Raw genomic sequence first — 17,761 nt, 5'->3', positions numbered from 1 at the left:
TACTGCGTCGATGGCCTCGACCCCCGCGCTGGATCGCGTCGATGACACGGTGCAGCGTCGCGGCACCGAGCTCGTCGAGCTCTCGCACGCGATTCACGCCGAGCCGGAGCTGGCGTTCGCCGAATACCGCAGCTGCGCCAAGGTGCAGACCTTGGTCGCCGAGCGCGGTTTCGAGCTCACCCCGGCGGCCGGTGGCCTGGACACCGCATTTCGCGCCGACTACGGCAGCGGGCCGCTGACCGTCTGCGTGTGCGCCGAATACGACGCCCTGCCCGAGATCGGCCACGCCTGCGGCCACAACATCATTGCCGCATCGGCGGTGGGGGCGGCGCTGGCCTTGGCCGATGTCGCCGACGAGTTAGGCCTGCGGGTCTCGTTGCTGGGCACCCCCGCCGAGGAGTTCGGCGGCGGAAAGGTGTTGCTGCTCGACGCCGGCGTGTTCGACGATGTGGCAGTGTCGGTGATGGTGCATCCCGGGCCGGTGGATATCGCCGCCGCCCGCTCGCTGACGCTGTCCGCGGTCCGGGTGGCCTACCGCGGCAAGGAATCTCACGCATCCGCCGCGCCGTATCTGGGCATCAACGCCGCCGATGCGGTCACCGTCGCACAGGTGGCGATCGGGTTGCTGCGCCAGCAACTGGCGCCGGGCCAGCAGGTGCACGGCATCGTCACCAAAGGGGGACACGTCGCCAACGTCATCCCCGGCCGGACCGAACTGCAGTACACGATGCGGGCCACCGATGCCTCGTCGCTGGCCGACCTGGAAGCCAAAGTGGGTGACTGCTTTCTGGCCGGGGCGGTGGCCACCGGCTGCGACTTCCACGTCGAGCACACCGAGCCGATGTACGACGCGCTCAAGCCCGACCCGTGGCTGGCCGACACCGTCCGCGCCGAGATGACTCGGCTCGGCCGTTCGCCGGTCGACGCGGCGCTGGAGGCGGCGCTTCCGCTGGGCAGCACCGACATGGGCAATGTCACCCAGCTGCTGCCCGGCATCCATCCGATGGTCGCGGTCGAGGCCGGTGGGGCGTCTTTGCATCAGCCTGATTTTGCCGCCGCCGCCGCCGGGCCGTCGGCCGACAAGGCGGTGCTCGACGGCGCAATCATGTTGGCGCGCTCGGTGGTTCGGCTGGCCGAGTCGGCCGAGCAACGCGACCGGGTGCTGGCCGCGCACGCCCAGCGGGCGGCGTCATGAGTCTCTCCGACATCGCGGCCCGGTGGCTGGGGGAGCACCACGACGACCTGATCGGCTGGCGGCGGCACATCCACCGCTACCCGGAGCTCGGCCGTCAGGAATTCGCGACCACGCAGTTCGTCGCCGAGCGGCTTGCCGGTGCCGGGCTCAACCCGAAGGTGCTGCCTGGCGGGACCGGGCTGACGTGCGATCTGGGCGACGGCGAGCCGCGGGTCGCGCTGCGCGCCGACATGGACGCGCTGCCGATGGCCGAGCGAACCGGCGCCGCCTATGCCTCCACGATGCCCAACGCCGCGCATGCCTGCGGCCATGACGGGCACACCGCGATCCTGCTGGGCACCGCGCTGGCGCTGGCCCAGGCGCCGGAACTGCCGATCGGGATCCGGCTGATCTTCCAGCCCGCCGAGGAGCTGATGCCGGGCGGTGCGATCGACACCATCGCCGCGGGCGCGATGAACGGGGTCAGCCGGATCTTCGCGCTGCACTGCGATCCGCGGCTGGCGGTCGGCAGCATCGCGGTGAAGCCGGGCCCGATCACCTCGGCGGCCGACATGGTCGAGATCACGTTGTCATCGCCGGGCGGGCACACCTCGCGGCCGCACCTGACCGGTGACCTGGTCTACGGCCTCGGCACGCTGATCACCGGGGTTCCCGGGGTGTTGTCGCGCCGCATCGACCCGCGCCACAGCACCGTCATGGTGTGGGGCGCGGTCAACGCCGGCGTGGCCGCCAACGCGATCCCGCAATCCGGAACGCTGGCCGGCACGATCCGTACCGCCAGCCGCGAGGCCTGGCTGGGCATGGAGGCGATTTTCCGGGAGACCGTGACGGCCCTACTGGCGCCGTTGCACATCGAGCACTCCGTGCAGTACAACCGCGGCGTGCCGCCGGTGGTCAACGAAGAGGTCTCGACACGCATCCTGACCCACGCCATCGAGGCCCTGGGCCCCGACGCGCTGGCCGACACCAAGCAGTCCGGCGGCGGGGAAGACTTCTCCTGGTACCTCGAGGAGGTGCCCGGCGCCATGGCCCGGCTCGGTGTGTGGTCGGGGCACGGTCCGCAACTGGACCTGCACCAGCCGACGTTCGACCTCGACGAGCGTGCCCTGGGCATCGGGCTGCGGCTGATGGTCAACATCGTCGAGCAGGCCGCAGCGCTGGGCTGACCGCTCGCAGGCTTGCCGAACCCCGGCGCTAGCCGCCGTGCCCCGGCCCCACGTTGCGGGCCGGGCAGGTGCGGATCTTGTGCACGTAATCGCTTGGCGCACCGGCGATTTCAGCGGCGTCTGCCATCACCCCGATGTAGCGCGCCGACGGCAGACCGCCTTCCCACGCGTCCACCACGTAGAGCCACGCCAGCACCGGGTCGGTCGTCGTGTCCGAGGACAGGCGTTCCACCCGGCAGCGGATCTTCTTGTGGATGCCGAGCTCGGAGCCTTCCCAGCGATCGAGGGTGTTCTCGTCGGCGGTGGTCATGTCGTAGAGCACGACGAAGACCTTCGACGTCGGGTCCTCGACGACGGTGGCCAGCGCACCCTCCCAGCCGATGTCCTCGCCGCCGAACGTCAGCCGCCAGCCGTGCAGCCAGCCGGTGCCGGCCATCGGCGAGTGGGGTGCACGCTGCTGCATTTGCTCGGGATGCATGTTCGAGCCGTAAGCGGCGTATATCGGCACGGGGAAATCTTAAACGGCCTCCGCACGCACGGCGCATACCCGCAAGGTTCGCGCGGCTCGATTACCCTGCTCCTCCTCAGCCGACGCGCGGTTGCATCGTCGCCAGGCTAGTTTGAGGGACGTGGCAACCCGCATCGTGATCATCGGGGGAGGGCCGGCCGGTTACGAGGCGGCGCTGGTCGCGGCCGCGCGCGACGCCCGGGTGACCGTCATCGACTCCGACGGTATCGGCGGCGCGGCGGTGCTGTTCGACTGCGTGCCGTCGAAGACCTTCATCGCCTCGACCGGGGTGCGCACCGAACTGCGGCGCGGTCCGCATCTGGGCTTCGACATCGACATCGAGGCCGCCAAGATCTCGTTGCCCGAGATCCACCAGCGGGTCAAGCGGCTGGCTGCCGACCAGTCGCAGGACGTCAAGGCGCAGCTGCTCAGCGCCGGCGTCGAGGTCGTCCACGGCAAGGGCGAGCTGGTCGACACGAGCCGCGGACTGGCGGCCCACCGGGTCCAGGCCACCGGCCCGGACGGCACGACCTCCGTCTACGACGCCGACGTGGTGCTGATCGCCACCGGCGCCAGCCCCCGGGAGTTGCCGACCGCGCGGCCCGACGGCGAACGCATCCTGACGTGGCGGCAGCTCTATGACCTGCAGGCGCTGCCCGAGCATCTGATCGTGGTCGGCTCCGGAGTCACCGGCGCCGAATTCGTGCACGCCTACACCGAGCTGGGCGTCGACGTGACGGTGGTCGCCAGCCGCGACCAGATCCTGCCCTACGAAGACGCCGACGCCGCCGCGGTACTCGAGCGGATCTTCTCCGAGCGCGGTGTCGAGCTGGTCAAGAACGCCCGCGCCGACTCGGTGACCCGGACCGACGACGGGGTGCTGGTCACCCTGGCCGACGGCCGGACCGTCGAAGGCAGCCACGCGCTGATGACGATCGGCTCGGTGCCCAACACCAACGGCCTGGGTCTGGACCGGGTCGGCATCGAACTCGGGCGCGGCAACTACCTGACCGTCGACCGGGTCTCGCGGACCTCGGTGTCCAACATCTACGCCGCCGGCGACTGCACCGGCCTGCTGCCGCTGGCCTCGGTCGCGGCGATGCAGGGCCGGATCGCGATGTGGCACGCCCTCGGTGAGGCCGTCACCCCGATCCGGCTCCGCACGGTCGCCGCCGCGGTGTTCACCCGGCCCGAACTCGCCGCCGTCGGCGTCCCGCAGTCGGCCATCGACGACGGATCGGTGCAGGCGCGCACCATCATGCTGCCGCTGCGGACGAACGCGCGGGCCAAGATGTCCGGCCTGCGGCACGGATTCGTCAAGCTGTTCTGCCGCCCGGCCACCGGTGTGGTGATCGGCGGTGTGGTGGTGGCACCGATCGCGTCGGAACTGATCCTGCCGATCGCGATGGCGGTACAGACCCGGCTGACGGTGAACCACCTGGCCCAGACTCTGAGCGTCTACCCGTCGCTGTCCGGCTCGATCACCGAGGCGGCCCGGCGCCTGATGGCGCACGATGACCTGGATTGACCGCCCTGCCGACGCGACGACGCGGAGCGTAGCGATGCCGAGGAGTTCGGCGATGGCCCAGGTAGCCTGGGAAGCAAGAAGCTACTGACGAGTAACCGACAGGAGACCGTGCCGTGAGCGACCCGATTCGCGTCCCGGCCAGCGAGCAGAGCAGGCCGAGTTCGTTCCTGGGGGCCGAACAACGCGCGTCCGCCTGGGACCGGCTCGGCAGCGAACAGTTCGACGTCGTCGTTATCGGCGGCGGGGTTGTCGGCTCCGGCGCCGCGCTGGACGCCGCCACCCGCGGGCTGAAGGTCGCCCTGGTCGAGGCCCGCGACTTCGCCTCGGGTACCTCGAGCCGGTCGTCGAAGATGTTCCACGGCGGGCTGCGCTACCTCGAACAGCTCGAATTCGGCCTGGTCCGCGAAGCCCTCTACGAACGTGAGTTGTCGCTGACGACGCTGGCGCCGCATCTGGTCAAGCCGCTGCCGTTCCTCTACCCGTTGACCAAGCGGTGGTGGGAGCGTCCGTACACCGCCGCCGGCCTGCTGCTCTACGACCAGCTCGGTGGCGCGAAATCGGTTCCCGCACAAAAGCATCTGACCCGGGCCGGGGCGTTGCGGTTGTCGCCGGGGCTCAAGCGCAGCGCCCTGATCGGCGGAATCCGCTACTACGACACGGTTGTCGACGACGCCCGGCACACCCTGACGGTGGTGCGCACCGCTGCGCACTACGGTGCTGTGGTGCGGTCGTCGACGCAGGTGGTGTCGCTGCGTCGCGAGGGTGACCGGGTCACCGGCGTGCGGGTGCGCGACTCCGAAGACGGCGCGGTGACCGACGTGCGTGGACACGTCGTGGTGAACGCGACCGGGGTGTGGACCGACGAGATCCAGGCATTGTCCAAGCAGCGCGGACGTTTTCGGGTGCGGGCCTCCAAGGGCGTGCACATCGTCGTCCCCCGGGACCGGATCGTCAGCGATGTCGCGATCATCCTGCGGACCGAGAAGTCGGTGATGTTCGTGATTCCGTGGGGCAGTCACTGGATCATCGGAACCACCGACACGGACTGGAATCTCGACCTGGCACATCCGGCCGCCACCAAGATCGACATCGACTACATCCTGGGCACCGTCAACAGTGTGCTGGCAACTCCGTTGAGCCACAACGACATCGACGGCGTCTACGCCGGGCTGCGGCCGCTGCTGGCGGGGGAGAGCGAAGAGACGTCCAAGCTGTCCCGGGAGCACGCGGTCGCGGTGCCGGCCCCCGGGCTGGTGGCCATCGCGGGCGGCAAGTACACCACCTATCGGGTGATGGCCGCCGACGCCATCGACGCTGCGGCGCAATACGTTCCAGCACGAATCGCGCAGTCGATCACCGAGAAGGTGCCGTTGCTGGGAGCCGACGGCTACTTCGCTCTGATCAACCAGACCGAGCACGTCGGCGCGATGGAGGGCCTGCATTCCTATCGTGTGCGGCATCTGCTGGACCGCTACGGGTCGTTGATCGACGAGGTGCTGGCCATGGCGGCCGGGCAGCGCGACCTGCTGAACCCGATCGCCGCCGCACCGGGCTACCTGCGGGTCGAGGTGGCTTACGCGGTCGCCGCCGAGGGCGCACTGCACCTGGAGGACATCCTGGCCCGGCGGACCCGCATCGCCATCGAGTACTCCCACCGCGGCGTCGACTGTGCCCGCGAGGTGGCCGACATCGCCGCACCGATCCTGGGCTGGTCGGATGCCGACATCGACCGGGAGGTCGAGACGTACATCGCCCGGGTCGAGGCCGAGGTGTTGTCCCAGACCCAGCCCGACGACGAGTCGGCCGACGCGCTGCGGGCCAGTGCACCGGAAGCCCGCGCCGAGATCCTCGAGCCGGTGCCGCTGAACTGAGCCGTCGGCCGGTCTGCTGGCGCGTGCGCAACGGATAGGCTTGTGGGCCAACCGTCGTCGTTGTCAGGAGCCCCATGCGCCGCCCCATCCCGCTGCCGGTGCGCGAGGGGTTGGGACCGGCGCAGCTGCGGTTGCGCGGCGGATCGGTGATCGACGAGCTGGACGAGCGATTCGGGGCACCAGCCCGAGTCAAAGTGCTTGCCGGCGAAGTGTTGTGCGCGGACGGCTCGGTCGTCGACGAGACGACGATGTTGCCGACCGGCGCGGTGGTGTACCTCTACCGCGACCTTCGCGACGAGGTCGAGGTTCCATTCGACATCCCGGTGCTCTACCAGGACGAGGACATCGTGGTCGCCGACAAGCCGCACTTCTTGGCCACCATGCCGCGTGGCCGACACGTCGCGCAGACGGCGCTGGTGCGGTTGCGCCGGCAACTCGGAATCGACGAGCTGAGCCCGGCGCACCGGCTGGACCGGCTGACCGCCGGGGTGCTGTTGTTCACGACGCGACGCGAGGTCCGCGGGGCGTATCAGACGCTGTTCGCCCGTGGTGCGGTGCGCAAGACCTATCTGGCCAGGGCTGCGGTGGACCCCGGTATCGGGCTGCCGCAGGTAGTACGGAGTCGAATCATCAAGCGGCGCGGCCATTTACAGGCGGTCGAGGAGTCGGGCGAGGCGAACGCCGAAACGCTGGTGGAGCTGTTGTCCGCGGACGGGTTGTACCGGCTGACGCCGCGTACCGGTCGCACCCACCAGCTTCGGGTGCACATGGCATCGCTCGGCGTCCCGATCTATGGAGATCCGCTGTATCCCGACGTGATCGATGTGCCGCCCGACGATTTCGGCACGCCGCTACAGCTGTTGGCGCAGCGGATCGCATTCGACGACCCGCGCAGCGGCATCCAGCGCGAATTCGTCAGCCGACGGCGGTTACCGGCGTGACCTCAGCACCGCTCGACGCCGGGGCTGATCAGCGGTAGGTCGTGGCCGACGAAGATGTGGCCGGGTCGTGCCGTCACGGCGGCAGCGGCGGGGGTGCCGCGAACCGACGAAGCGGCCGAGGTGACCGCGTTGAGCGCCTGGCGCGCCCAATCGGTCAGACCGGTTGCTGCGGTCAGTTCGGCGAAGCGTGCGCTGACAAAGTCTTGAAGAGTTTCCACTAGGTCCGTCCTTTAGTAAGTGGCGGGCAATTCGTAAACGTTTGGGGAGCCGACATTGGCTCAAATAATTCGGTTTTTGTGATGAAGCCCATTGCATATGGGTTGTGCGACGCAGGTCACCTGAGCTGCAACGGAATGTCGCCTATTGATATTCCATGGTAATCGCTGGACGTATTTCGGCGTCGGCGGCACACGTCAACAACGGATGAATCTTTGCGGTGCGTTCCTTCGGGCGTCATCCGGATGAATCGTGAACGGGCGGCAAACGGCGGCTGAAATCGTCAAACCCGCCCGTTTGGCAAAAGCCGGCCACAAATGACGGCCCGCGAATGTTGTTACCATGCCCCATGGATGCGAGCGACACGGCAGCGTGGCGTGCACATCGTCGGTGCGATCAAATCCAGAAGACCATCCGAAGGAATTGGATTGAAGCTCAACCGATTTAGCGCCGCACTGAGCGTTGTGGCGGCCGGCATGCTGGTCTTGTCGGCGTGCGGTAGTCACCACAATGCCGCCGGCGGCGATACGAGCACGACCGCGCCCCCGGTCAAGGTGACCTGCGGCGGCAAGCCGGCGCTGAAAGCCAGCGGTTCCACCGCCCAGAAGAACGCGATGGCCGAGTTCGTCAAGGCCTTCGCGCAGGCCTGCCCGGGGCAGTCGCTGGACTACGCCGCCGACGATTCCACTGCCGGCATCAACGAGTTCCTGGAGAGTCAGAACGATTTCGCCGGGTCCGACTCGGTGCTCACCCGAGCGGAGTACGACCGGGCCCAGCAGCGCTGCGGGTCGCCCACCTGGAACCTGCCCATGGTCATCAGCCCGATCGCGATCGCGTTCAACGTCAACGGGGTGTCGTCGTTGAACCTCGACGGCCTGACCGCGGCCCAGATCTTCAACGGCCAGATCAACATGTGGAACGACGGCGCAATTCAGCTGCAGAACCTGGGGGTGAAGCTGCCCAACGAGCCGATCCACGTCGTATTCCGCGAAGACGAGTCCGGGACGACGGACAATTTCCAGCGTTACCTCGACACCGCTTCCCGTGGCACCTGGGGATTTCCGGCCGGGCGAAAGTTCAACGGGGGTGTCGGCGAGGGTGCTGTCGGCAATGACGGCGCCGCCGAGAAGGTGAAGAACACCGAAGGCTCGGTCACCTATCTCGCTTGGTCGTTCGCCCAGTCGCAGCACTTGAACGCCGCCAGCATCATCACCTCGGCCGGCCCCGACCCGGTCAGCATCAGCCCGGATTCGGTGGGCAAGACGATTTCCACGGCGTGGTTCATCAAGAAGGGCGACGATCTGGCCCTCGACACGATCTCGTTCTACCGGCCGAATCAACCGGGTGCGTACCCGATCGTGCTGGCGACCTACGAGATCGTGTGCTCCAAGTACGCCGATCCCAAGGTGGGCGAGGCAGTGCGGGCCTTCCTGCAGAGTTCTATCGGTCCAGGTCAGAAGGGTTTGGTAGCGGCCGGTTACATCCCGATTCCCGACGAGTTCAAGCCGCGGCTGCTGAACTCCATCAACGCGATTTCCTAAGGCGGCGAGGTTCAATGTTCGAAAGTATTTTGCGCCGTAGTCAACCCGCTGTTTCCAGCGTTTGCCCAGGGTAGTAAGTCTTTCGAATCATGGATTTCACGACGCTGCCGCCCGAAGTGATCTCGGCGCTGATCCATTCCGGCCCCGGTTCGGAATCGCTGGCTGACGCCGCGGCCGGGTGGCGTCAACTCGGCGCCGACCTGGAAGAGGCCGCGGACAACTACGCGGCCGCGATGGCGTCGATGGCCGATACCTGGCAGGGCCCGTCGTCGACGGCGATGTTCCAGTCGGCCGCGCCGTACCTGGCCTGGCTTCGCACCACCTCCCAGCAGGCTCAGCAGGTCGCCGGGTCGGCTCAGGCGGCGGCGGCCGCGTTCAATTCCGCGAGCGCATCGGTGACACCGACCGCGCAGGTACTGGCCAACCGGACGCGGCTGGCGCAGCTGCTGGCCACCAACATCTTCGGCCGGAACATGCCGGCGATCGCCGCGACCGAGGCCGACTACCAGCAGATGTGGGCGAACAACGCGGCGGCGATGACGCGCTACCAGGCCGCTTCGGCGCAGGCCACCACCTTGCCCCAGTTCACCTCGCCGGCGTCGACCACGAACCCGTCGGCGCAGGCCACGCAGGCCAACGCCCAGACCGCCGCGGCCGCCAACTCGGGGACCTCGACCGCGGCCAAAGCCGCAGCCGCCGCCGCGCCGGCCGATGCGCTCCCGGTCGCCGGCGACCCGAACGCGGGTTACGTCGGTCTGGCAAACACCTACGCCAACCAGTTCGTCTCGTCCGGCTTCCCGATCAACCTGCTCAGCTACCTGGCCCAGAGCCAGTCAGCCCAGGCGTTGCAGGGCGTGAGTGCCCAGGTCGGTCAGGGTGTCTCGGAGGGTGAAGAGGCGCTGGGCGGTGCTGCGGCCAACCTCGGCGGCGGCGCTGCCGGCGCACTGGGAGCCCTCGGTGGCGGGGGAGGGCTCGGAGCGCTGGGTGCCGCTGGGCTTTCGGCCCCTTCGACCGCTGCGGCCACCGGTGTGGGAGTGCCGATGGGCGGTCTGATGGCGCCACCGGGCGCCGGAACGCTGCTGGCGACGTCGCAAGCGCCGGTCCAACTCGCTTCGGCCGCAACGCCGCTCGGTGCGGGTGAGGCCGCGGGTATGCCGATGATGCCGCCACTGATGGCACCGCCGATCTCGCCCGGCAGCGGGTGGCGCAAGCGCAAGTCGCAGAAGTACGAGGACATTTCGATCGGCGCTGAGCTCAAAGGCAACGTGATGAAACCGCCGCCGTCGGCGGGTTGAGTCTCAGCAGCATCGCGAACGCGTTTGCAGCAGAACAGAAGCCGCTAGTTCGGCGTCAGGCTCCGGTGTGTCGAGGGCAGAACGCGGCGATGCTGACACCGACGAAGAAGCCGGCGTGGTAGCCGTCCAGACCGCTCTGCTGCATCACGTCGTTGGCCACATCGCCCGACGGCCGACCACCGTCGAGGGCGTCGCAGACCTGATGGCCGGCGATCACGGCGGCCTGTCCGGACGCGAATTTGATCTGCTTGGACTGCAACGCATTCAGGAAACTCGCGTCGACCGAATCGGCGTTTGCGCTGGACGGGGTGATCACCAGGAGGCTGAGCGACACCAACGCCAGGACCAGGCCGGTCGATCGCACAGGCTTGAGCAGGCGCACTCGGGAGGTCGTCCTTTCTCGTCCGGTCCGCTGAGCAGAAATCGCGAGTATTGCCGCAGCGAGCAAAGTCGCCGACAGCGATCATTGCATGCCGCACCCAGACTTTTGAAGCGCGCACTGTGGCCGGGGCGGGCAACCTGGATCGTTCACCGAATGGACATGCCCTGGGCATTCAGCGTTGGCAGGCATGGCACCAGTACGCTACCCGCTCGCCGCTGTCGTCGAAGTTGATCGGCGTCCCACAGCGAAGGCAACGTTCGCCTTTGCGTCCGTACACCCAGTATCGGCGACCGGGACGATCGTCACCGGTGATGCACCGATTCTTGCGTAACCGGTTGACCCACAACATGTCGCGAGCCCGGATGGCGAGACGCAGCGGGTCGGCGATCGTGCTCACCGGGGCGGTGGGTAGGTGGCCACTGACAAAACACAACTCGTTGCAGAAGACGTTGCCGATGCCGGCCATCACCCGCTGGTCGAGCAGCGCTTCGGCGATCCGGCGATCCGGGTCGGCGATCAGATTGCCGGCCGCCACTTCTGCGTCCCAGTCCGTACCGAGCAGATCGGGCCCCAGATGGTCGACGACCTCGTCGTCGCGGTCGCGTTCGAGGATCTGCAGTACGCCCAGGTCGATACCGAGCGCCCGAATATCGTTGGCTTCGAGAAGAATCCGAACCCGATAGTCGACGCGTCCACTCGGCGGCGTGATCCTCCAGCTGCCGTCCATCTTCAGATGCGAGTGGATGCTGGCCGGCCCCACGCGGATGAACAGGTGCTTACCGCGGCTGCGTACTTCGTCGACCACATGGCCGCTCAGATCGACTGTGGCATAGCGGGGTACCCGCACATCGCAGCGCGTCAGCGGGTGGCCGACCAGCGCTTTGCGCAGCTTCTCGGCAGTCCGGTACACGGTGTCACCCTCGGGCATGGGCTATCGCAGCCGCAGGCCGCGTGGGGTCCGGGCAAATCCGGCGTCGGTCAGGGCGGTGGCCACGGTGCCGGGCACCTCCGGCGCCAACACCGGTGCACTGTTGATCCGCTCGATGAGAATCGAATTGACCTGTCCGGCGGCGACCAGTTCGGCAAGCGCCACCGCGGCGGAGTGGTTGGCCTCCGGGACGTCGTCGGCGAAGCTCAGCAACGACTTCCCGCCGCGTTCGAGGAACCACACGAGTTCGCCGTCGACCAGCACCACCAGCGCGCCCGCCTTACGGCCCGGCCGGGCGGCGCCGTCCTCGCTCGATCGCTGCGGCCAGGGCAGTGCCGCGCCGTAGGGGTTGGCCGGGTCGGCGGCGGCCAGCACGACCGCCCGGTAGTCGGGTCGTTCGGGATCGACGCCGTCGAGGTAGCTGCGCAACCGGTCGACGGTGGAGGCGACCGCGAATTGGGCGCCGCCCAAGGATTCGACGAAGTAACCGCGCTGGCATCGGCCGGCGTCCTCGAACGCGGTCAGCACCTTGTAGAGCATGGCGAAGCCGCCGGGAACGCCTTCGGCGCCGACGGCACCCCTGGTCAGCACCCCGTGCCGGCTCAACAGCAACTCCGCCTGATGGTGGGCGCGGGTGGTGGAGTCGGGCTCGGCTGCGGGCAGCGCCGACCACCGCCCGGCGACGGTCGGGTCGGAGGCGCGCGCCTGGGCGTGCGCGACGCTGTACCGACTCAGCCGCGGTGGCCGCTTGGTGCGCCCCTGCCGGTGTGCCGGCGCGGAACGCTTCCGACCCGGTCCGCCCGACAGCATTGCGCGCACCGGCGCGAACGTGTCCCCGGTGACCCAGCCGGCCCAGATCAGCTCCCACAAAGCAGACCTCAGCTCGGCTTCGCCGACACCGTCCTGGCCCAGCTGGCGGAAGAAGAACGCGCCGCCGCCGGACAGCATGTCCAGGACCGCGCGATGGGTCGCGGTGAACTCGATCTCCGATCCGGCGGTCAGCGTCAGGGGAGCGGTGTCGGCGGCGTGGAACGCGACCCAGCCGTCGCTGCCGGAGATCGAACCCGCGCCCGACCACATCACCTCCCCGGAGGCGAGTAACTCGTCGAGCAGCGACGGGGAGTAGCCGCGCACCCGCGGCGCCAACACCAGCGATTCGATCGCCGAGGCCGGCAACGGCACCCCGGCCAGCTGGTCGATCACCCCCAGCAGCCCGTCGAGCCCGGAGTTGGACGCCGACCCGGCGCCGACGCCCTGCCAGGCCGGCAGGAACCGCGCGTAGGCGCCGGTGCTGACCGGCTCCACCTGGGCGCGCAGCGCAGCCAGCGAGCGACGCCGCAGAATCCGCAACACGTCTGCGTCGCACCACTGGTCGCCGACGGCATCGGTGGAGAACTCGCCGCGGACCAGTTTCCCGTCGGCGGCCAGTCGGCCCAGCACGTCGGCGGCCACCCGGAGCCCGAGCCCGAATCGAGCCGCCACGTCGGCCGTGGTGAACGGCGCCCGGGTGCGCGCGTAGCGGCTCAGCAGCTCACCCAGCGGGTCGGCGACCGTCTCGGTGAAGCTGGCCGGCACGCCGACCGGCACCGCCACTCCGACGCCGTCGCGCAACCGGCCGATGTCCTCGATGGCCACCCACCAACTGCCGCCGGCGAAGGACACCGGCAGCGCGCGTTTGGCCGCGTACAGCGCCTCCAGCCAGCCGCCGACGTCGGCACCGCCGGATCGGGCGGCCACTTCGTCGGCGGTCAGCGGGCCGAGCAGCCGCAGCAGGTCGGCGACCGCCTCGGCGTCGCGGGCCGCCCGATCGGGTGACAGATGCTGCAGCTGGCGGCCGGTGCCCGCGACGACGTCGGGATCCAGCAGTTCGCGCAGCTCGACCCGGCCCAGCAATTCGGCCAGCAGGGTGGGGTCCAGCGACAGCGCCGCCGCGCGGCGCTCGGCCAGCGGGCTGTCGCCCTCGTACATGAACGCCCCGACGTAACCGAACAGCAGCGAAACCGCGAAGGGTGAGGGGGTCGCGGTCTCGGTCTCCACCAGGCGGATCTTGCGGGCGGCGATGTCGTTCATCAGCCCGGCCAGAGTCGGCACGTCGTAGACGTCCTGCAGGCACTCGCGGACGGTCTCCAGCACGATCGGGAAGTCCGGGTACTTGCGCGCGACGTCGAGCAGTTGGGCGGCACGCTGACGCTGATGCCACAGCGGCGACCGCTTGCCGGGGTGGCGGCGCGGCAGCAGCAGTGCGCGCGCGGCGCATTCGCGGAACCGGGAGGCGAACAACGCCGAGCCGCCGACCTCGGCGGTGACGATCGGGTCGATCTCGTCGGCGTCGAAGACGAACAGCTCAGCACCCGGCGGTGCGTCGGCGCCGGACTCGGAGACGGTGTCGGGCAACCGCACCACGATGCCGTCGTCGGAGGCGGTCGGCTTCTCGTCGATGCCGTAGCGCTCGCGCAACCGCCGGCTCACCGCCAGGGCCAGCGGGCCGTGTACCCGCAGTCCGTAGGGGGAGTGCAGGATCACCCGCCAGTCGCCGAGCTCGTCACGGAACCGCTCGACCAGCAGGGTGGCGTCGGTGGGCACCACGGCGGTGGCGGTGCGCTGGTCGTCCAGCAGCCGCCACAGGTTTTCGGTGGCATAGGAGTTGAATCCCAGCTCGGCGCAACGGCTTTCGAACGGCCCGCGGTCGAGCGCGGCCAACTCTCCGGTGAACGCACCGACAGCGCGGCCGAGCTCCGCGGGCCGCCCGGAATCGTCGCCGCGCCAGAACGGCAGCCGGGCCGGCTCACCGGGGGCCGGTATGACCAGCACCCGGTCGTGCGTGATCTCGGTGATCCGCCAGCTGGTCGCGCCCAGCGCGATGACATCGCCCGGCCGGGATTCGTAGACCATCTCCTCGTCGAGTTCGCCGACCCGGGAGGGGGTTTCGGAGTCGGTGGCCAGGTACACGGTGAACAGGCCGCGGTCCGGGATGGCGCCCCCGGACGTCACGGCAAGCCGCTGCGCCCCGGGCCGGGCCGTGACGGTGCCGTTGTCGCGGTCGTACACCAGACGCGGCCGCAACTCGGCGAATTCGGTCGACGGGTACTTGCCGGACAGCAGGTCGAGGGTGGCCTCGAAGGCGCTGTGCGGCAACGTCGCGAACGGCGCGCTGCGCCGCACCGAGTCGAACCAGCGGTCGACGTCCAGCGGTTCCAGTGCCGACGCCGCGACGGTGTGCTGGGCCAGGATGTCGAGCGGGTTGGTCGGCACCCGCATCGACTCGATCTGGCCGCTGAGCATGCGCTGCACCGTCACCGCGCAGCTGATCAGGTCGGTGCGGTGCTTGGGGAACAGCACGCCGCGGGAGATCTCGCCGACCTGGTGTCCGGCGCGGCCGATGCGCTGCAGACCGCTGGCCACCGACGGTGGCGCCTCCACCTGGATGACCAGGTCGACGGCCCCCATGTCGATACCCAACTCCAGGCTCGACGTCGCCACCACCGCTTTCAGCCGACCGGATTTGAGGTCGTCTTCGACGATGGCTCGCTGCTCCTTGCTGACCGAGCCATGGTGCGCGCGGGCCAATATCGTCGGAGCGCCGTAGGTCTGGCCGCTACCCAACACGTGGGCCGGAGCGCCGCCGGCGACTTTCGGGTTTGCGTCGGCCGGGCCGTCGGCGCCCGTTCGCTCGGCGTGTATCTCGTTGAGCCGGGCGGTCAATCGTTCGGCCAGCCGCCGAGAGTTGGCGAACACGATGGTCGAATTGTGCGATTCGACCAGGTCGACCAGCTGCGCCTCGACGTCGGGCCAGATGCTGCCGTTCTCGAGGTTGGCCATGTCGGGGATCGGCACCTGCACCGCCAACTCGAAAGTCTTCGCCGCCGGCGGCGAGACGATGGTGGTCGGCGAGCTGCCCGACAGGAAACGAGCCACCTCCTCGGCCGGGCGCACGGTCGCCGACAACCCGATCCGTTGGGCCGGTGTGGGCAGCATGTCGTCGAGCCGCTCGAGAGACAGCGCCAGGTGCGCACCCCGTTTGGTGCCGGCGATGGCGTGCACCTCGTCGACGATCACGGTCTGCACGCCGGCAAGGGTCTCCCGGGCGGCCGAGGTCAACATCAGGAACAGCGACTCGGGTGTGGTGATCAGTACGTCTGGCGGATTGCTGATCAGCTGCCGGCGCTGGGCGGGCGGTGTATCGCCGGAGCGCAGGCCGACGGTGATCTCCGGCGCGGGCAGGTCGAGCTGGGCGGCGACGCGGGCCATGCCGGCCAGCGGGGTGCGCAGATTGCGCTCGACGTCGACGGCGAGCGCCTTGAGCGGCGAGATGTAGAGCACCCGGGTGCCGGCCCCGCGCTCGCTGCGGGGAGCGGCGGCCAGGGCGTCGATCGCCCACAGAAAGGCGGCCAGCGTCTTACCCGAACCGGTCGGGGCGATGACCAACGTGTTGTGACCGTCGGCGATGGCGGTCCAGGCGTCGGCCTGGGCCGGGGTGGGAGCGGCGAACGTGCCGGCGAACCAGTCGCGGGTGACGACGCCGAAACGCGCCAGGGCCCCCGTCGGCGGCTGATCGGACACAGAGTGCACCCAGTCATCATGACAACGGGGTCCGACAAACCGGCATCGCCGCCGGTCAACGCTGGTCTGGAGCTACCGCCTTGGCCAACTGTTCGGGGATGTTGTTCACCCGGGTGATGGCATCGAGCAGCGAGTGGGCGCAGGAGTCGCTGAGCAGGCCGGCATCGGTCTCCGGGTGGATGATGCGTTGCCGGCAGACTTCGAACGTCAACGCCAGCCACCCGTGGATGACAATCCGCAGGTCGCGCTCGACGTCTGGCTCGAGCTGGCCGCCCGACCCGTCGACCTCGACGATGCGGCTCATGATGTGTTCCATCTGGCGGTCTTTGGCCTCGTCGTCGATGCCGAGCAGGACCGGATCGGAACGGCCGAGCCCCACGTACGCCGCCCAGGCGGCATGGGGATGCTCCTGGTGATACTGCATGTAGGCGAGTACGCCGCCCCGCACCTCCTCGAACAGGTTCTGCCCGGGCGTCGGCGGCGTGTTGGTGGTTTCGAAAAGCTGGTCGGCCTGTCCTTTGACGACGGCGGCGAAGAACGCCCGCTTGTCGGGGAAGTAGTGATACATCAACGCCCGCGACACACCTGCGCGCTCGGCGATCTCGTCGATGCGTACCTCGTCGTACGGCCGCTGCCCGAAGACCTCGGCGCCCAACGCCAGCAACTCCGCGCGGCGGTCCTCCGGAGACAACCGGCGCCTTGGAGTTCGCATAGAGCAGATGGTACTGGTCGCCGCTATGCGTGGGCCGTCAACGCCCGGGAAGCACGTGCAAACTTCTTTTTGCCCAGCGCAGGCTGTGATTCGCGGTCGCCGCGACGTTGTAGTCGCCCGTCTACCAGTGCGTTCGTCCGTCCAGCGAATTATCGGGCGGTCTCACCGGTTCATCGGCCGGCTACGCCGGCAACTCCCGTGGCGGGCGGGTTTATGACCGCCTCTGCGCTGGGTATATCCGTGTAGCGCAGGTGGGCGCGTGGGACAGCGATAGAGGTTCTCCGATGCAGATACAACAGGACCCCTCAACGGGCGACCGGCTCGGGCAAGCGGACAGCGAAGTCCATCACGCCATCCGATACGCGGTGCTGGCCGCGCTGGCCGGCGTAGGTTATCTTATCGTCGCCGCGCTCTGGGCCAGCACCTGCCAGGGCGCGATGTCCGTTGACACCGCCGCCTGCGGAGCTCCCCAGCTGACCCTTCTGGCGTTCGGCGGTCCGGTGATCCTGCTGGGTGCCGGGGTGTGGGCGTTCGTGCGCACGTACCGCGTCTGGCGGGACCACGGAACGTGGTGGGCCTGGCAGGGCGCCGGCTGGCTGCTGATGGTTCTGATGCTGGTCACACTGTCCATGGGCGCGCCGATCGCCGGACCGGTGCTGGCCGGCTAGCCAGCCGGCTCTTTGGTTTGGCTCGCCGCCGGTAATGGGTACTGGTTCTCATCACAACGTGCATTTGGCAGAGCAGTTCGCTGGTCACCCGAACATGGGTGACAGAATCACGAACGCGACGACGTAAATGCCCACTGCGATCAACACCAGGATGAGCAACGTGATGACCGAGATCAGCGCGATGCGCCGGACTCGGCGCGTGCGTTGGATATCCGCTTGCTCGCTCGGATCCATGGGGCGGGTAATACCC

General features: G+C 68.8%; 15 protein-coding genes. 8 read left to right on the top strand and 7 right to left on the bottom strand.

Annotated features, from left to right (window positions below):
• Positions 1 to 10: 10 nt before the first annotated feature.
• Both ACZYW1_RS05825 and ACZYW1_RS05820 read left to right on the top strand, forming a co-directional pair.
• The gene (locus tag ACZYW1_RS05825; RefSeq protein WP_463784038.1) at positions 11 to 1,195 is read left to right on the top strand and encodes a M20 family metallopeptidase; all 1,185 of its coding nucleotides are present in this window, start codon (positions 11 to 13) and stop codon (positions 1,193 to 1,195) included.
• Positions 1,192 to 2,361, top strand: coding sequence for an amidohydrolase (locus ACZYW1_RS05820; protein ID WP_463784037.1), 1,170 nt, complete (start codon positions 1,192 to 1,194; stop codon positions 2,359 to 2,361). The genes ACZYW1_RS05825 and ACZYW1_RS05820 overlap by 4 nt, the downstream gene beginning before the upstream one ends.
• 28 nt (positions 2,362 to 2,389) lie before the next feature.
• Here the strand turns inward: ACZYW1_RS05820 and ACZYW1_RS05815 are convergent, their stop codons facing one another.
• Entirely contained in the window at positions 2,390 to 2,869 is a 480-nt protein-coding gene (locus tag ACZYW1_RS05815; protein WP_463784035.1) for a gamma-glutamylcyclotransferase, read from the bottom strand.
• A 121-nt stretch (positions 2,870 to 2,990) separates the two neighbouring features.
• Here ACZYW1_RS05815 and ACZYW1_RS05810 point away from each other — a divergent pair, with 121 nt between their 5' ends.
• The 3 genes from ACZYW1_RS05810 to ACZYW1_RS05800 all read left to right on the top strand — a co-directional run bounded on the left by ACZYW1_RS05810 (position 2,991) and on the right by ACZYW1_RS05800 (position 7,209).
• A complete protein-coding gene (locus tag ACZYW1_RS05810; protein WP_463784033.1) occupies positions 2,991 to 4,397 on the top strand; it encodes an NAD(P)H-quinone dehydrogenase in 1,407 nt (468 codons plus the stop codon).
• A gap of 113 nt (positions 4,398 to 4,510) precedes the next feature.
• Positions 4,511 to 6,268: a glycerol-3-phosphate dehydrogenase/oxidase gene (locus ACZYW1_RS05805; protein ID WP_463784032.1), complete on the top strand. Its 1,758-nt coding sequence runs from the start codon at positions 4,511 to 4,513 to the stop codon at positions 6,266 to 6,268.
• Positions 6,269 to 6,342: 74 nt separating this feature from the next.
• On the top strand, positions 6,343 to 7,209 hold the full coding sequence (locus ACZYW1_RS05800; protein WP_463784030.1) for a pseudouridine synthase: 867 nt from the start codon (positions 6,343 to 6,345) through the stop codon (positions 7,207 to 7,209).
• Between the two features lie 2 nt (positions 7,210 to 7,211).
• Here the strand turns inward: ACZYW1_RS05800 and ACZYW1_RS05795 are convergent, their stop codons facing one another.
• The gene (locus ACZYW1_RS05795; RefSeq protein WP_463784029.1) at positions 7,212 to 7,427 is read right to left on the bottom strand and encodes a hypothetical protein; all 216 of its coding nucleotides are present in this window, start codon (positions 7,425 to 7,427) and stop codon (positions 7,212 to 7,214) included.
• A 426-nt stretch (positions 7,428 to 7,853) separates the two neighbouring features.
• Here ACZYW1_RS05795 and pstS point away from each other — a divergent pair, with 426 nt between their 5' ends.
• Positions 7,854 to 8,966 (top strand): phosphate ABC transporter substrate-binding protein PstS, encoded by a 1,113-nt coding sequence (gene pstS / locus ACZYW1_RS05790; RefSeq protein ID WP_463787703.1) that lies wholly within the window; start codon positions 7,854 to 7,856, stop codon positions 8,964 to 8,966.
• Between the two features lie 89 nt (positions 8,967 to 9,055).
• The gene (locus ACZYW1_RS05785; RefSeq protein ID WP_463784026.1) at positions 9,056 to 10,261 is read left to right on the top strand and encodes a PPE family protein; all 1,206 of its coding nucleotides are present in this window, start codon (positions 9,056 to 9,058) and stop codon (positions 10,259 to 10,261) included.
• Between the two features lie 55 nt (positions 10,262 to 10,316).
• Here the strand turns inward: ACZYW1_RS05785 and ACZYW1_RS05780 are convergent, their stop codons facing one another.
• From ACZYW1_RS05780 to ACZYW1_RS05765, 4 genes are all read right to left on the bottom strand, one after another.
• The gene (locus tag ACZYW1_RS05780; RefSeq protein WP_463784025.1) at positions 10,317 to 10,643 is read right to left on the bottom strand and encodes a DUF732 domain-containing protein; all 327 of its coding nucleotides are present in this window, start codon (positions 10,641 to 10,643) and stop codon (positions 10,317 to 10,319) included.
• Between the two features lie 172 nt (positions 10,644 to 10,815).
• On the bottom strand, positions 10,816 to 11,571 hold the full coding sequence (nei2, locus tag ACZYW1_RS05775) for an endonuclease VIII Nei2 (RefSeq protein WP_463784023.1): 756 nt from the start codon (positions 11,569 to 11,571) through the stop codon (positions 10,816 to 10,818).
• Positions 11,572 to 11,574: 3 nt separating this feature from the next.
• A complete protein-coding gene (locus tag ACZYW1_RS05770; RefSeq protein ID WP_463787702.1) occupies positions 11,575 to 16,131 on the bottom strand; it encodes an ATP-dependent helicase in 4,557 nt (1,518 codons plus the stop codon).
• 55 nt (positions 16,132 to 16,186) lie between these two features.
• Complete coding sequence (locus tag ACZYW1_RS05765; protein WP_463784022.1) at positions 16,187 to 16,843, bottom strand: TetR/AcrR family transcriptional regulator; 657 nt, start codon at positions 16,841 to 16,843, stop codon at positions 16,187 to 16,189.
• A 284-nt stretch (positions 16,844 to 17,127) separates the two neighbouring features.
• Here ACZYW1_RS05765 and ACZYW1_RS05760 point away from each other — a divergent pair, with 284 nt between their 5' ends.
• Positions 17,128 to 17,511: a hypothetical protein gene (locus ACZYW1_RS05760; RefSeq protein WP_463784020.1), complete on the top strand. Its 384-nt coding sequence runs from the start codon at positions 17,128 to 17,130 to the stop codon at positions 17,509 to 17,511.
• An 84-nt stretch (positions 17,512 to 17,595) separates the two neighbouring features.
• Here ACZYW1_RS05760 and ACZYW1_RS05755 read toward each other — a convergent pair whose 3' ends face one another.
• Entirely contained in the window at positions 17,596 to 17,745 is a 150-nt protein-coding gene (locus tag ACZYW1_RS05755) for a hypothetical protein (protein WP_463784018.1), read from the bottom strand.
• Positions 17,746 to 17,761: the final 16 nt, after the last annotated feature.

The organism is Mycobacterium sp. IDUB_36, from assembly GCF_055419225.1.
This window is presented reverse-complemented; position numbering and strand designations above follow the sequence as displayed.

What these genes read in the sequence shown, in the direction of transcription:
- ACZYW1_RS05765 (WP_463784022.1), bottom strand. Translation starts at nt 16,843, where the DNA reads ATGCGAACTCCAAGGCGCCGGTTGTCTCCGGAGGACCGCCGCGCGGAG.
- ACZYW1_RS05800 (WP_463784030.1), top strand. Translation starts at nt 6,343, where the DNA reads ATGCGCCGCCCCATCCCGCTGCCGGTGCGCGAGGGGTTGGGACCGGCG.
- ACZYW1_RS05760 (WP_463784020.1), top strand. Translation starts at nt 17,128, where the DNA reads ATGCAGATACAACAGGACCCCTCAACGGGCGACCGGCTCGGGCAAGCG.
- ACZYW1_RS05820 (WP_463784037.1), top strand. Translation starts at nt 1,192, where the DNA reads ATGAGTCTCTCCGACATCGCGGCCCGGTGGCTGGGGGAGCACCACGAC.
- ACZYW1_RS05825 (WP_463784038.1), top strand. Translation starts at nt 11, where the DNA reads ATGGCCTCGACCCCCGCGCTGGATCGCGTCGATGACACGGTGCAGCGT.
- ACZYW1_RS05785 (WP_463784026.1), top strand. Translation starts at nt 9,056, where the DNA reads ATGGATTTCACGACGCTGCCGCCCGAAGTGATCTCGGCGCTGATCCAT.
- ACZYW1_RS05755 (WP_463784018.1), bottom strand. Translation starts at nt 17,745, where the DNA reads ATGGATCCGAGCGAGCAAGCGGATATCCAACGCACGCGCCGAGTCCGG.
- nei2 (WP_463784023.1), bottom strand. Translation starts at nt 11,571, where the DNA reads ATGCCCGAGGGTGACACCGTGTACCGGACTGCCGAGAAGCTGCGCAAA.